This window comes from Nocardioides sp. HDW12B, assembly GCF_011299595.1.
GTDB lineage: Bacteria > Actinomycetota > Actinomycetes > Propionibacteriales > Nocardioidaceae > Marmoricola_A.
On record NZ_CP049867.1, the window covers coordinates 666,099 to 679,377 of the forward strand.

Here is a 13,279-nt window from a genome sequence, read left to right on the forward strand (position 1 = left end):
CCGTGCCGGGGCGGACGCGTCACGAGCGCTCGGGCACGGGCAGGCTGCACCACCACGAGGCCCGGCCGGGAAGGTCGGTGGACACCACGACCTCCTCGACCAGCAGGACCTCGGACGGGCCCGTGCCGACGTACGGGCCGTTCGAGCCCAACCGGACGAGGTGGCGCGAGGTCCCGCGGGGGACGGTCGCGTGGTCACCTGACGAGGCGCCCCACTCGAGGACCGCCGACCCCGGGGACGACACCCGCGCGCGTCCGGACAGCGTGGCGAACAGGCGTCGGGGGAGGTCGTTGCGGAAGGTCAGCTCGAGCCACCAGACCCGCCCCGTCCCACTCCGTCGCCACCAGGTCCGGTAGGAGGCGGACGCACGGTCCTGGACGGCGCGGCACTCGTGGAGGCCGCGGGACAGGGCGCTGGCCGTGCTGCCGAACCCGACCGACCTCGCCCACGTGGAGTAGGCGCTCATCACGGCGTCGAGGTCGTCGGAGCCCAGGGCGGTCCGACCTCGTCCACCCGCGACGCGCACGAAGTCGCGCGCGGCTGCCGACGGTCGGCTGCACTGCCCGAGCACGGTGCGCTCGACCCAGGCAGCCCGGGCCCTCACCCGGGCAGCGGCCGCGGAGGACGCCCCGCTGGGGGATCGCATGACGTCGTCGATCGTCTGCTGCAGCGGGAACTCCACGCCCCGCACGGCCCGTCTCTCGCTCCGGCGGCACGCTGCCGACTCCCGGTCGTCCGCGGACGGCGGTCCGGCAGCGGTGCCGGACGACGACTCCCCGCCGTCGACGTCGCGGGTCGGCGAGGGCGACTCGGGCCCCGCCGACGTCCTGGGCTCTGCCGACGTCTCGGGCCCCGCCGGCGGAGGGGTGGCGGGTCCCTCGGCGGTGCACCCGCTCAGCCCGACCAGCCCGACCAGCAACATCGCTGCGCACAGCGCGCCGGTGGGCCGCAGGGGCGAGAGCATGCTCCAGTCTGCTGCCCCGGCGACCCTGGCGCCATGACCCGTCCGCGACGCCGGAGACCAGCTCTCGTCATACGTCCGGACGGTTCCCGGCGTTCAGAACCCGTCCGTTCGTATGACGGGGCCCGCATCGCCGGTCCGGTCGGGTCGACCCGTCAGGTCGAGAGGTCTCGACGACGGTCGCTGCGCGACCTGCTCGACCACCGGGGTGGGTCTGGTCGAGAGGTCTCGACGACGGTCGCTGCGCGACCTGCTCCCTGGTTCGAGTTCGTCGAGATCGACCACCGGGGTGGGTCTGGTCGAGAGGTCTCGACGACGGTCGCTGCGCGACCTGCTCCCTGGTTCGAGCTCGTCGAGATCGACCACCGGGGTGGGTCTGGTGGAGGGGTCTCGACGACGGTCGCTGCGCGACCTGCTCCCTGGATCGAGCTCGTCGAGATCGACCACCGGGGTCGGTCAGGTCAGGTCGAGGTGCATGACGTGCAGGCCGACGTACCCGTGGCTCGCGGAGCGGAAGGCGCCGGGCACGGTGCCGACGATCACGAAGCCGAGCGACTGCCACAGCCGCACCGCGGCGGTGTTGGTCTCGACGACGGCGTTGAACTGGATGCCGCGAAAGCCCTGCGCGCGGTGCCACGCCACGACGTGCTCCGCCAGGGCGCGTCCCACGCCCCGACCGCGCGCCGACTCGGCGACCAGGAACGACGCCGTCCCGACGTGATCGCCGCGGCCCGGCCGGTTCGGCCCCATCTTCGCCGTGCCCAGCAGCGTGCCGTCCTCCTCGAGCACCACCGTCGCGCCGGGCGGGCGCTCCAGCCAGAGGTCGGCTGCCTGCGCCGAGGTCAGGTCCTCGGGGTAGGCGTAGGTCTCGCCGGCCGCGACGGTGGCGCGGAAGACCGGCCAGATCGCGGTCCAGTCGTCAGGGGTGGCCGGACGGATCACGCGCGGAACGGGTGACGAAGGCACGCCCGGGAGCCTAGGGGCGCGCGGAGCAGCGCGCGATCCGGGACGCGCCGAGGGCGGCCGGACGGGATCAGGGGGCGGTGCCGCGCACCGCGAGGGCGCGGGCGGGGTCGACGGCGTCGCCGCCGCCGGGGCGGACCTCGAGGTGGAGGTGCGGGCCGGTCGAGTTGCCGGTGGAGCCGACGTAGCCGATGGTCTGGCCGCCCACGACGGGCTGGCCCTCCTTGACGCCGAACTGCGACTGGTGGCAGTACCAGAGGTCGGTGCCGTCGTCGAGGGTGATCACGGTGCGGTTGCCGTAGGCGCCGGCCCATCCGGTCTCGCTGACGACGCCGTTGGCCAGTGCCTTGATGGGCGTGCCCTCCGGGGCGGCGAAGTCGAGGCCGGTGTGGCAGTGCGACCACAGCCCGCTGCACTGGCCGAACGTCGCGGTGAGCTCGTAGACGCCGGAGGCGATGGGCAGCTGCCAGGCGTTGAGCGCGATCTTGGCCGCGGCCTTCTCGGCGCTGGCGGCGAGCTCGGCCAGGGCGGCGTTCTCCTCGCGGGCCTGCCCGGAGCGGGACTGCACGTCGTCCTGGCCGGCCATGGCGGCGAAGGCGTCGTCGGCGGACTCCGCCTGGGCCGCGGTGGGGACGAGCGCGAGTCCGGCCACGACCACGGAGCCGAGCAGCATCGCCGTACGACGGGTGCGGGTCGGCAGCGGCATGCGTGTCTCCTGGGTGGCGAGCGGTGGACGGTCGTGGTGCGCGGGACGGGCGTGGAGGATCGCGCGGTTTCGTCGGACTTCGTGCCCCACGATGTCGAGGTCCGCCCTCCATTGTGCGGCAGAGGGGGGAATGTCACACCCACTTGCGGCACCTCGGCAGGGTGCACGGGATACTTTGGCACCGTGACAACCACCACCCCGTCCCTGGCGGCCCGGTCACGGACCTCGACGATCCTGCTCAAGCTCCTCATGGCAGGCACCGGTCTGGTCTTCATCGGCTACGTGCTGCTCCACATGTACGGCAACCTGAAGGTCTTCGGCGGCCAGGAGAGCTTCGACTCCTACGCCGAGCACCTGCGTGAGTTCGGCGAGCCGATCCTGCCGTACTCCGGCCTGCTGTGGATCATCCGCGTGGTCCTGCTGGGCTCGCTGGTCGTGCACGTCTACTCCGCGGTGACGCTGTGGCGTCGCGCCCACGGGGCTCGCACGCAGAAGTACACCGTCGCGAAGCGCGTGCACTCGACCTGGTCGTCGAAGACCATGCGGTGGGGCGGCCTGGCGCTGCTGCTGTTCGTGGTGTTCCACATCCTGCACTTCACGACCCGCACCATCACCCCCGGCGGGGACTCCGACAGCCCCTACCAGCGCCTGGTCAACAGCTTCTCGCCCGACCAGTGGTGGGTCCCGGTCGTCTACCTGCTCGCCATGGGCGCGCTCGCGATGCACCTGCGTCACGGCACCTGGAGCGCAGCGCAGACCCTGGGCCTGACCGGCAGCCCGGCGGCGCGCCAGCGTGCCAACGTCGCCGGCTACACCCTCGCCGTCGTGATCGCCGGCGGGTTCGCGATCGTCCCGCTGTCCGTCCTGGTCGGCATCGTCGAATGATTCGAGTGATTCGAGTGAGGTCTCTCCGATGACTGAGGTCACCCTGCCCGCGGGCACCCGCAACGGCTCCGGCGACGCCGCCGAGTACTTCCTCGAGGGCGAGCCGCTGACCGACGCCAAGGCGCCGTCCGGCCCCATCGAGATGCGCTGGACCAACCGCCAGTTCGACTCCCGGCTGGTCAACCCGGCCAACCGCCGCAAGCTCAGCGTGATCATCGTCGGCACCGGTCTCGCCGGCGCCTCGGCGGCGGCCACCATGGGCGAGGCCGGCTACGCGGTGAAGGCGTTCTTCTACCAGGACTCCCCGCGCCGGGCGCACTCGATCGCCGCCCAGGGCGGCATCAACGCGGCCAAGAACTACAAGGGCGACGGCGACTCGGTCCACCGGCTCTTCTACGACACCGTCAAGGGCGGCGACTACCGCAGCCGCGAGTCCAACGTGCACCGCCTGGCCGAGGTCAGCGTCAACATCATCGACCAGTGCGTCGCCCAGGGCGTGCCCTTCGCACGCGAGTACGGCGGCCTGCTCGACAACCGCTCCTTCGGCGGCGTGCAGGTGTCGCGCACCTTCTACGCCCGCGGCCAGACCGGCCAGCAGCTCCTCATCGGCGCCTACCAGGCCCTGGAGCGCCAGGTCGGGGCCGGGACCGTCGCGACGTACGCCCGTCACGAGATGCTCGAGCTCGTCGTCGTCGACGGCAAGGCCCGCGGCATCATCGCCCGCGACATGGTCACCGGCGAGATCGAGACCCACCTCGCCGACGTCGTCGTGCTCGCCTCCGGCGGCTACGGCAACGTCTTCTACCTCTCGACCAACGCGATGGGCTGCAACGTCACCGCGTCCTGGCGCGCGCACCGCAAGGGCGCCTACATGGCGAACCCCTGCTACACGCAGATCCACCCGACCTGCATCCCGGTCTCCGGCGAGCACCAGTCGAAGCTGACGCTGATGAGCGAGTCGCTGCGCAACGACGGCCGCATCTGGGTGCCGAAGAACCGCGAGGACCGCGACAAGGACCCGCGCGACATCGCCGAGGAGGACCGCGACTACTACCTGGAGCGGATCTACCCGAGCTTCGGCAACCTGGTGCCGCGCGACATCGCCTCGCGCGCCGCGAAGTACCAGTGCGACGCCGAGAAGGGTGTCGGCCCGGGCGGGCTCGGCGTCTACCTCGACTTCGCCGACGCCATCGAGCGGATGGGGCGCAAGACCGTCGAGTCGAAGTACGGCAACCTCTTCGACATGTACGCCCGCATCACCGGCGAGGACCCCTACGCGACGCCGATGCGGATCTACCCCGCGGTGCACTACGTGATGGGCGGGCTCTGGGTCGACTACGACCTGCAGTCGACCATCCCGGGGCTCTTCGTCACCGGTGAGGCCAACTTCTCCGACCACGGCGCCAACCGCCTCGGCGCGTCCGCCCTCATGCAGGGCCTGGCCGACGGCTACTTCGTGCTGCCGAACACCATCCGCGACTACCTCGCCGACGGCCCGTTCGAGAAGGTCGACGAGGAGCACCCCGCGGTCGTCGAGGCCCGCGAGTCGGTCGAGAGCCGCATCAGCCGGTTCCTGTCGGTCAAGGGCACCCGCTCGGTGGACAGCTACCACCGCGAGCTGGGCCAGATCATGTGGGACTACTGCGGCATGGAGCGGACCGAGGAGGGCCTCAACAAGGCCATCGGTCTGATCCGCGACCTGCGGACCGACTTCTGGGAGAACGTCAAGGTCCTCGGCAGCGCCGAGAGCATCAACCAGTCCCTGGAGAAGGCCGGCCGCGTGGCCGACTTCCTCGAGCTGGGCGAACTGATGTGCATCGACGCCCTCAACCGGCGCGAGTCGTGCGGCGGCCACTTCCGCGCCGAGTCGCAGACCGAGGACGGCGAGGCGCTGCGTCAGGACGACGACTACGCCTACGTCGCGGCCTGGGAGTTCGCGGGCGGCGACCACGACCTCGGGAAGCCCGTCCTGCACAAGGAGAACCTCGTGTACGAGTTCGTCGAGATGAAGCAGCGGAGCTACAAGTGAGACTGAACCTCAAGATCTGGCGCCAGGAGAACGCCCGCGCCAAGGGCGGGATGGTCGACTACGAGCTCGACGACATCTCCGAGGACATGTCGTTCCTCGAGATGCTCGACGTGCTCAACGAGAAGCTCAACGCCGCCGACGAGGAGCCGATCGCCTTCGACCACGACTGTCGCGAGGGCATCTGCGGCTCGTGCGGGCTGATGATCAACGGCCAGGCCCACGGCCCGGAGGTCACCACCACCTGCCAGCTGCACATGCGGTCCTTCAAGGACGGCGAGACGATCACGATCGAGCCGTGGCGCGCCGACGCGTTCCCGGTCCTCAAGGACCTCGTCGTCGACCGCACGGCCTTCGACCGGATGATCCAGGCCGGCGGGTTCATCTCCGTCAACACCGGCTCGGCCCCCGACGCGCACGCCACCCCGGTGCCGAAGGAGAACGCCGACCGGGCGTTCGACACCGCCACCTGCATCGCCTGCGGCGCTTGCGTCGCGGCCTGCCCGAACGCCTCCGCCTCGCTGTTCCTCGGCGCCAAGATCACCCACCTCGGTGAGCTGCCGCAGGGTCAGGCCGAGCGTCACGAGCGGGTGCTCGGCATGGTCTCGCAGCACGACCACGAGGGCTTCGGCGGCTGCACCAACATCGGCGAGTGCGCCTCCGCCTGCCCCAAGGGCATCCCGCTCGACGTCATCTCGCAGCTGAACAAGGACCTGCGCACCGCGCTGCGTCACGCCCCCAGCTGACGGCTGGCCCGTGTCGGTTTCACTAGGTACCTGGTGAAACCGGCGCTTCCCGAGCGAAGCATCGTGCGGGAAGCGCCGGTTTCGTCAGGGGAGCTCGGCCGGTCTCGGCTCAGGTCGGGCCGACCAGCTCGCCCAGCACCGTCCTGACGTCGAGCAACGTCGGCCGGGCCGCCGGGTCGCGCTCCAGGCAGGCGCGCAGCAGCTCGTCGTACGCCGGGGGGACGCTGTCGAGCGACGGCACCCGCCCCGGGGCGCGGCGGTGGACCGGCCACACCCGGCGTCGGCTGTCCCAGGTGGCCTCGTCGCCGTGGGGCAGGTCGCCGGTCAGCGCCTCCACCAGCGTGACGCTGAGCCCCCAGACGTCGGTGGCGGCCGACAGGCCCTCCCCGAGCGCCTGCTCGGGCGCGAGGTAGCCACGGGTGCCGGCGCCGCGACGGCCCGACCCTGCGCGCCCGGCGAGGCTCAGGTCGATGAGGGTGGCACGGCCCTGCTCCACCACGACGTTGGCCGGCTTGAGGTCGAGGTGCAGCCAGCCCTTGCGGTGCAGGTAGCCGAGCACCGACGCCAGCTGGAGCCCGAGCAGCGCGGTGTCGGCGACCGACAGCGGCCCCTCCTCCAGCATCGCGTCAAGGGTCGCGCCCGTGAGGGTCTCGAGCACCATCGCCGGCGCCGGGTCGCGGTGCACCTCGTAGCCGCGGACCAGGTGGGGGTGCTGCAGCTCGCACAGCAGGGTCCCCTCGAGCTCGACCGCGGCCCGCACGCCGGGCTCGTCGCGCCGGTCCTCGCGCAGGATCTTGACCACGCACCGGCAGTCCCGCTCCACGCTGTGGACGTCGTAGGTGTCCATCCGCCTGCCGTGCGCCAGCAGCGCGACGACCTCGTAGCCGGGCAGCACCTGCGCTCCCACGGGCACCGGGCGGAAGCCCTCGCTCGCTCGTCGGAACATCAGCGCACCACCGCCCCGGATGCCCCGGATGCTGCCCCGGCTGCCGCGCCGGCCGCCGCGTCGACCACGCGGCCGTCCTCGAGCCGGACCGTGCGGTCGGCGATCTCGAGCGCGACGGGGTCGTGGGTCACGATCACGACGGTACGGTCCCGCGCAGCCCGCCGCAGCGGCGCCAGCACGCGGCGGGCGGTGTCGGGGTCGAGCCCGGTCGTGGGCTCGTCGAGCACGAGGACCGGGCTGTCGCGCAGCAGCGCCCGGGCCAGGGACAGCCGTTGCCGCTGGCCGCCGGAGAGCAGCCGGCCGCGTTGGCCGACCCGGGTGTCGTAGCCCTCGGGCAGCGCGTCGATGAAGCCGTCGGCGTCCGCGGCGCGCGCGGCACGACGTACGTCGTCACGGGTCGCGCCCGGGCGGGCGAAGGCGATGTTCTCCGCCACGGTCGCGTCGAGCAGCAGGGTCTCCTGCAGCACGACGGTGACCGCGTCGCGCAGGGACCCGAGGGTCACGTCCGCCACCGGTACGCCGTCGATGGTCACCCTGCCGGCCTCCGGGTCGAGGTGGCGGGTGAGCACCCGGGCCAGGGTGGACTTGCCGGCGCCGCTACCCCCGACCACGGCCACGACCTCGCCGGGGTGGAGCTCGAGGCTGACGTCGTCGAGCGCCGTCGCGGGGGCACCGGGGTAGCGGGCGGTGACGTGCTCGAGGCGGACGACGCCGCGCGGCGCCACGAGCGGGACGGCGCCGGGCCGGTCCCGCGGCGGCTCCTCGTCGAGCAGCTCGACGAGCCGCTCGATGCCGGCCGTCGCGGAGTACAGGGACGGCAGCAGGTCCGCGAGGTCGCGGATCGGGCGGTAGCACTGCGCCAGCAGGGTGAGGAACGCCAGCAGCCCGCCCAGGGTCAGCCGGCCGCTGTCGAGCGCCCAGACCCCCATCGCGACGACGGTGAGGGTGCCGGCGAGCTCGGTGAGGTCGACCAGGGGCAGGAAGACGCCGCGGACTCGGCTGCCGGCGAGCTCGGCGGAGAAGATCGCCTGGTTCTGCCGGTGGTAGCGACCGACGGCGTCGGCCTCACGGTTGTAGCTCTGCACGAGCGGACCGTTGGAGAGGTTCTCCTCGGTCACGGCGCTCAGCGAGCCCGAGCGACGACGGCGCTCGCGCGAGAGGCGGCGCACGAAGTCGGCGAAGCGGCGCGAGACCCACCAGAAGAGGGGGACGACGACCAGGCTCGCGAGAGCGAGCGCCCAGTCGAGGTAGAACAGCGCCCCGACGAAGAACACGATGCGGACCACGGCGTCGATGCCGCCGGCCATGTGGCCGATCATGAAGGTCTCGACGGCCGCGACGTCGGAGGTGAGGCGCGAGATGACGTCGCCGAGGCGCCGCCGCTCGTGGACGTGCAGGGGCAGCGACAGCACGTGGCGGAACACGTCGACGCGCAGGTCGAGCAGGAACTTCTGCGAGATCCAGGTGGCGAGGTAGTCGTCGACGCCGGAGATGACCGCGCTCAGCAGGTTCAGGCTCAGGTAGACGGCGGCCAGCCAGACCAGCGGGCGCCACTCGGCCGGGACGAGGACGTCGTCGACCAGGCGCTGGAAGAGCAGGATCTCGGCCACCTCGATGGCCGGGGCGGCCGCGAGCAGCCCGACGGCCAGCACGAGCCAGCGGCGCAGCGGGCGCAGCCGGGGCCAGAAGCGGGTCACGACCTCGCGCAGCGTCAGGCCGGGGGCGTGCTCGACGATCGGGGCGTCGTCGGCCTCGGGCCGCAACGAGGCGACGGCGCGGTCCCACTGCTGTCCCATGGGCGGATCTCCTGGTAGTGGGAGCGGACTGGGGGAGACGGGGCTGGACCCGCGAGGGCCCCGGACCGGCTGCTGCCGGTCCCGGGGCCTCGGGTCGTGCACCGACAGGGTGGTCGGGCCGGTCTGGGAGGCACCGGCTCGCTGCCCTGTCGGCGGGCCGCGTCAGTTCGTGCGGCTGCGGCTGTTGCTGCGGTTCCGGCGACGACGCATGCGACGACGGTTCCGGCGCCGACGCCGGCGGCGACGACGGTCGTCGCTGTCGTTGCTGTCGCTGCGACCGGCACGCGCCATGCGCGCCGGCTGGAGCGCCTTGAGAACACTGGATCGAGCCATGGGGATGACCTCCTCGGTGGTGATGAGCCGCCGGTGCGGGGGTGCTCCGGCGATGACCAGGACTCTGGGCCCGGGACGTGTGAGGGGCGTGAGTCGCGTGTGAGACCGCTTTCATGAGAGTTCTCATGTGGCGGCAGGGAGGCGCGGGGGACGGCGTACGACGGTCCGCGCCGGTGTGACGCGGGCGATAGGGGGGTTCGTGGTGCCCGGCGTGTCGACAGGGCTAGGGTCGGACCGGCAGTCACCGGGCCCGAACGGCCCCACCCAGCCCTGCGCTGGCGTGCATCCGAGAAGAGAAGGCTGAACCCGTGGACCTGATGGAGTACCAAGCGAAGGAGCTCTTCGCCAAGCACGGCGTGACCACCACGTTGGGGACGGTCGTCACCACCCCCGACGAGGCCCGGGCCGCCGCCGAGGAGATCGGTGGCGTCACCGTCGTCAAGGCGCAGGTCAAGGCCGGCGGCCGCGGCAAGGCCGGCGGCGTCAAGATCGCCAAGACCGCCGACGAGGCGCAGCAGCACGCCGAGGCGATCCTCGCGCTGACCATCAAGGACCTGCCGGTCAACCGGGTGCTCGTCACCCCGGCCACCCCGCCGGTGGAGGAGTACTACTTCTCCTTCCTGCTCGACCGCTCGAACCGCTCCTACCTCTGCATCGCCAGCGTCGAGGGCGGCGTCGAGATCGAGGAGGTCGCCAAGACCAACCCCGACGCGGTCAAGAAGATCGCCATCGACGCCGGCACCGGTGTCGACGACGCGAAGGCGCAGGCCATCGTGGACGAGGCGGGCTTCCCGTCCGAGCTGCGCGACCAGGCCGTGACCATGGTCAAGGCGCTCTGGAAGGTCTTCGTCGAGGAGGACGCCACTCTCGTCGAGGTCAACCCGCTCGCCCGCCTCGAGGGCGACAAGCTGGAGGCGCTCGACGGCAAGGTCTCGCTCGACGAGAACGCGGAGTTCCGCCACGAGGACCACGCCGAGTTCGAGATCCGCGAGGAGACCGACCCGCTGGAGGCAAAGGCCAAGGACAAGGGCCTCAACTACGTCAAGCTCGACGGCCAGGTCGGCATCATCGGCAACGGCGCGGGGCTCGTGATGAGCACCCTCGACGTCGTGGCCTACGCCGGTGAGGCGCACGGCGGCGTCAAGCCCGCCAACTTCCTCGACATCGGCGGCGGCGCCAACGCGCAGGTCATGGCCGACGGCCTCGACGTGATCCTCAACGACGAGCAGGTCAAGAGCGTCTTCGTCAACGTCTTCGGCGGCATCACCGCCTGCGACGAGGTCGCCAACGGCATCAAGGGTGCGCTGGAGATCCTCGGCGACGAGGCGACCAAGCCGCTCGTCGTACGCCTCGACGGCAACAACGTCGAGAAGGGTCGCGCGATCCTCGACGAGCTGAACCACCCGCTCGTGACGCAGGTGGACACCATGGACGGCGCGGCCGACAAGGCCGCCGAGCTGGCGAACGCCTGAGGACGAGGAACATGTCGATCTACCTGAACAAGAGCTCGAAGGTCATCGTCCAGGGCATGACCGGGGGCATGGGCGCCAAGCACACCACCCTCATGGTCGAGGCCGGGACGAACATCGTCGGCGGCGTCAACGCCCGCAAGGCCGGCACCAGCGTCGAGCTGGGCGGCAAGGACCTGCCGGTCTTCGGCAGCGTCGGCGAGGCGATGAAGGAGACCGGCGCCGACGTGTCGGTCGCGTTCGTCCCGCCGGCCTTCACCAAGGACGCCTGCATCGAGGCCATCGACGCCGGCATCGGCCTGCTCGTGGTCATCACCGAGGGCGTGCCGGTGCAGGACACCGCCGAGGTCTGGGCCTACCTCGAGAGCGACGCCAACCACGCCGGCACCCGGATGATCGGGCCGAACTGCCCGGGCATCATCACCCCGGAGGAGTCGCTGGCCGGCATCACCCCGCACACCATCGCGGGCAAGGGCCCCATCGGTCTGGTGTCGAAGTCCGGCACGCTGACCTACCAGATGATGTTCGAGCTGCGGGACTTCGGCTTCTCGACCGCCATCGGCATCGGCGGCGACCCGATCGTCGGGACCACCCACATCGACGCCCTCAAGGCGTTCGAGGAGGACCCCGACACCGAGGCCATCGTGATGATCGGTGAGATCGGTGGCGACGCCGAGGAGCGGGCGGCGGCGTACATCAAGGACCACGTGACCAAGCCGGTCGTCGGCTACGTCGCCGGCTTCACCGCCCCCGAGGGCAAGACCATGGGCCACGCCGGCGCCATCGTCTCCGGCTCCGCGGGCACCGCCGCCGCCAAGCAGGAGGCCCTCGAGGCCGTCGGCGTCAAGGTCGGCAAGACGCCGTCCGCGACCGCCCAGCTGATGCGGGAGATCCTCCAGAACCGCTGACTTGGTAGGGGTGCCGGTTTCACCAGGTACCTAGTGAAACCGGCGCTTCCCGAGCGAAGCATCACTCGGGAAGCGCCGGTTTCGTTCGGGAAGCAGGCCCCACGTACGCCGCTCCGCCGCCGGCCTCAGCAGCCGCCGTCGCGGTAGACGCACATCGCCTCGACGACACCCGTGACCGCGTCCCGGGCGTCGCGCTGCTCGCGGGTCACGCCCTGCTTGCTGCCACCGCCCTCACTGCCGATCTCGTCGAGCAGCAGCGCGTTGCCCTGTCGCACCAGGTGGTAGACGGTCAGGTAGAGGCCGGGGGTGTCGCCGTACTCCGAGCCCAGCGTGACCCGCTGCGCCTCGTCACCGAGGTCCACCGGCTCGACGACGCTGACCAGCACCTCCTCGTCGTCCGGGGACGACGGGTCGCGCGGGCACCGGTCGAGCGCCGTCACGACGCGCTCGAGCGCGGCACCGGCCGCGGCGGCGTCCGGGAACGTCACGAGCAGCCGGTCGCCGCCGCGGGTGATGCCCATCTGGCGGGCGCCGAGCTGCTCGACGCCGCCGCTCGGCAGCAGGTCCACGGTCTGCCCGCACACCATCCGCTCGTCGAAGACCCTCAGGTCCGGCGACGGTCCGCGCACCGCGACGTCCTCCGGGTCGGGCTCGGGCCAGCCGTCGAGCAGCGGGAAGTCGGGTGCGATCGCGGTCTGCGCCGGCCCGCCCGGCTCCGGGGTGAGGTCGGCGTCCGGCGTCTCGCTCGGCGCGGGGGCGGACTCGGACGGAGTGGGCGCGGGCTCGGAGGGGCTGGGCTCCACCACGCTCGGGGACGGAGCAACGGGGTCCTGCGACCGGCTCTGCGTGCCGGCCTGGCTCCAGGCCACGCCTCCCACGGTCAGGGCCACCGCGAGGGCGCTGCCGGCGGCCACGGTCGCCGTACGGCGTCGGCGCAGGTGGTCGCCCCGACGGCGGGCGTCGGCGGGGGAGCCGGGCGCGGGCGGGACCGCGCGGAGGTCGGCGAAGTGGTCGTCGAAGGTGTCAGGCACGGGAGGCTCCCTCGTCCAGGTCGGTGGCGGTGAGCAGCTGCTGCAGCGCGGTGCGCCCGCGCGAGAGGCGGGCCTTGACGGTGCCCACCGGGGCACCGACCTCGTCGGCGACCTGCGCGACGCTGAGGTCGCACAGGTGGTGCAGGACCAGGGCCCGGCGCTGGTCGTTCGGGAGCCGGTCGAGCGCGGCCATCAGGGCGACGTGGTTCTCGTCGGGCCCCGGTGAGAAGCGCTCGGGCTCCAGGGCGCGGTCCGCCGTACGACGAGCGCGGCCCAGCGAGCGCCACCGGCTGACCGCGTGCCGGTAGGCGACCGTCCGCAACCAGGCCTCCGGGTTGTGGACCTCGGCGAACGCGCGTCGGCGGGCCCAGGCCCGGGCGAACGCCTCCTGCACGCTCTCCTCGGCTCCGTCCCGGTCGCCGGTCATGGCGTGGATCTGGTGGACCAGACGGGCGTGCGACGCGTCGTACAACGCGTCGAACTCTCCTGTCTCCATCTCGGCTCCCCTC

The 13,279-nt window shown here is 72.0% G+C and carries 12 protein-coding genes; 5 read left to right on the forward strand and 7 right to left on the reverse strand.

Going from position 1 to position 13,279, the window contains the following annotated elements; genetic code table 11:
- Positions 1-19: 19 nt before the first annotated feature.
- The 3 genes from G7072_RS03145 to G7072_RS03155 form a co-directional block, all read right to left on the reverse strand.
- On the reverse strand, positions 20-964 hold the full coding sequence (locus tag G7072_RS03145; RefSeq protein ID WP_166084190.1) for a hypothetical protein: 945 nt from the start codon (positions 962-964) through the stop codon (positions 20-22).
- A 453-nt stretch (positions 965-1,417) separates the two neighbouring features.
- On the reverse strand, positions 1,418-1,927 hold the full coding sequence (locus tag G7072_RS03150) for a GNAT family N-acetyltransferase (RefSeq protein WP_240917124.1): 510 nt from the start codon (positions 1,925-1,927) through the stop codon (positions 1,418-1,420).
- 67 nt (positions 1,928-1,994) lie between these two features.
- Positions 1,995-2,630 carry a M23 family metallopeptidase gene (locus G7072_RS03155; RefSeq protein ID WP_166084191.1) on the reverse strand — a complete coding sequence of 212 codons (636 nt, stop codon included), beginning with the start codon at positions 2,628-2,630 and terminating at the stop codon, positions 1,995-1,997.
- 183 nt (positions 2,631-2,813) lie between these two features.
- Between G7072_RS03155 and G7072_RS03160 the strand changes: the two genes are divergently transcribed.
- From G7072_RS03160 to G7072_RS03170, 3 genes are read left to right on the forward strand one after another with little or no spacing between them, the layout of a single operon-like run.
- Positions 2,814-3,515, forward strand: a complete 702-nt coding sequence (locus G7072_RS03160) for a succinate dehydrogenase cytochrome b subunit (protein WP_166084192.1) — start codon at positions 2,814-2,816, stop codon at positions 3,513-3,515.
- 28 nt (positions 3,516-3,543) lie between these two features.
- Entirely contained in the window at positions 3,544-5,544 is a 2,001-nt protein-coding gene (locus G7072_RS03165) for a fumarate reductase/succinate dehydrogenase flavoprotein subunit (protein ID WP_166084194.1), read from the forward strand.
- On the forward strand, positions 5,541-6,287 hold the full coding sequence (locus G7072_RS03170) for a succinate dehydrogenase/fumarate reductase iron-sulfur subunit (protein ID WP_166084195.1): 747 nt from the start codon (positions 5,541-5,543) through the stop codon (positions 6,285-6,287). The genes G7072_RS03165 and G7072_RS03170 overlap by 4 nt, the downstream gene beginning before the upstream one ends.
- 109 nt (positions 6,288-6,396) lie before the next feature.
- On the opposite strand, the gene G7072_RS03175 is transcribed toward G7072_RS03170, so the two are convergent.
- Both G7072_RS03175 and G7072_RS03180 read right to left on the reverse strand, forming a co-directional pair.
- Complete coding sequence (locus tag G7072_RS03175; protein WP_166084196.1) at positions 6,397-7,233, reverse strand: serine/threonine-protein kinase; 837 nt, start codon at positions 7,231-7,233, stop codon at positions 6,397-6,399.
- Positions 7,233-9,029, reverse strand: a complete 1,797-nt coding sequence (locus tag G7072_RS03180) for an ABC transporter ATP-binding protein (RefSeq protein WP_166084197.1) — start codon at positions 9,027-9,029, stop codon at positions 7,233-7,235. The genes G7072_RS03175 and G7072_RS03180 overlap by 1 nt, the downstream gene beginning before the upstream one ends.
- A gap of 641 nt (positions 9,030-9,670) precedes the next feature.
- Here G7072_RS03180 and sucC point away from each other — a divergent pair.
- Positions 9,671-10,834 carry an ADP-forming succinate--CoA ligase subunit beta gene (gene sucC, locus G7072_RS03185; protein WP_166084198.1) on the forward strand — a complete coding sequence of 388 codons (1,164 nt, stop codon included), beginning with the start codon at positions 9,671-9,673 and terminating at the stop codon, positions 10,832-10,834.
- 11 nt (positions 10,835-10,845) lie between these two features.
- Positions 10,846-11,739: a succinate--CoA ligase subunit alpha gene (sucD, locus tag G7072_RS03190; RefSeq protein ID WP_166084199.1), complete on the forward strand. Its 894-nt coding sequence runs from the start codon at positions 10,846-10,848 to the stop codon at positions 11,737-11,739.
- Positions 11,740-11,864: 125 nt separating this feature from the next.
- On the opposite strand, the gene G7072_RS03195 is transcribed toward sucD, so the two are convergent.
- Positions 11,865-12,770, reverse strand: a complete 906-nt coding sequence (locus tag G7072_RS03195; protein ID WP_166084200.1) for a hypothetical protein — start codon at positions 12,768-12,770, stop codon at positions 11,865-11,867.
- Complete coding sequence (locus tag G7072_RS03200) at positions 12,763-13,266, reverse strand: SigE family RNA polymerase sigma factor (protein WP_166084201.1); 504 nt, start codon at positions 13,264-13,266, stop codon at positions 12,763-12,765. The genes G7072_RS03195 and G7072_RS03200 overlap by 8 nt, the downstream gene beginning before the upstream one ends.
- Positions 13,267-13,279: the final 13 nt, after the last annotated feature.

What these genes read in the sequence shown, in the direction of transcription:
- G7072_RS03145 (WP_166084190.1), bottom strand. Translation starts at nt 964, where the DNA reads ATGCTCTCGCCCCTGCGGCCCACCGGCGCGCTGTGCGCAGCGATGTTG.
- G7072_RS03155 (WP_166084191.1), bottom strand. Translation starts at nt 2,630, where the DNA reads ATGCCGCTGCCGACCCGCACCCGTCGTACGGCGATGCTGCTCGGCTCC.
- G7072_RS03165 (WP_166084194.1), top strand. Translation starts at nt 3,544, where the DNA reads ATGACTGAGGTCACCCTGCCCGCGGGCACCCGCAACGGCTCCGGCGAC.
- G7072_RS03175 (WP_166084196.1), bottom strand. Translation starts at nt 7,233, where the DNA reads ATGTTCCGACGAGCGAGCGAGGGCTTCCGCCCGGTGCCCGTGGGAGCG.
- G7072_RS03180 (WP_166084197.1), bottom strand. Translation starts at nt 9,029, where the DNA reads ATGGGACAGCAGTGGGACCGCGCCGTCGCCTCGTTGCGGCCCGAGGCC.
- sucD (WP_166084199.1), top strand. Translation starts at nt 10,846, where the DNA reads ATGTCGATCTACCTGAACAAGAGCTCGAAGGTCATCGTCCAGGGCATG.
- G7072_RS03200 (WP_166084201.1), bottom strand. Translation starts at nt 13,266, where the DNA reads ATGGAGACAGGAGAGTTCGACGCGTTGTACGACGCGTCGCACGCCCGT.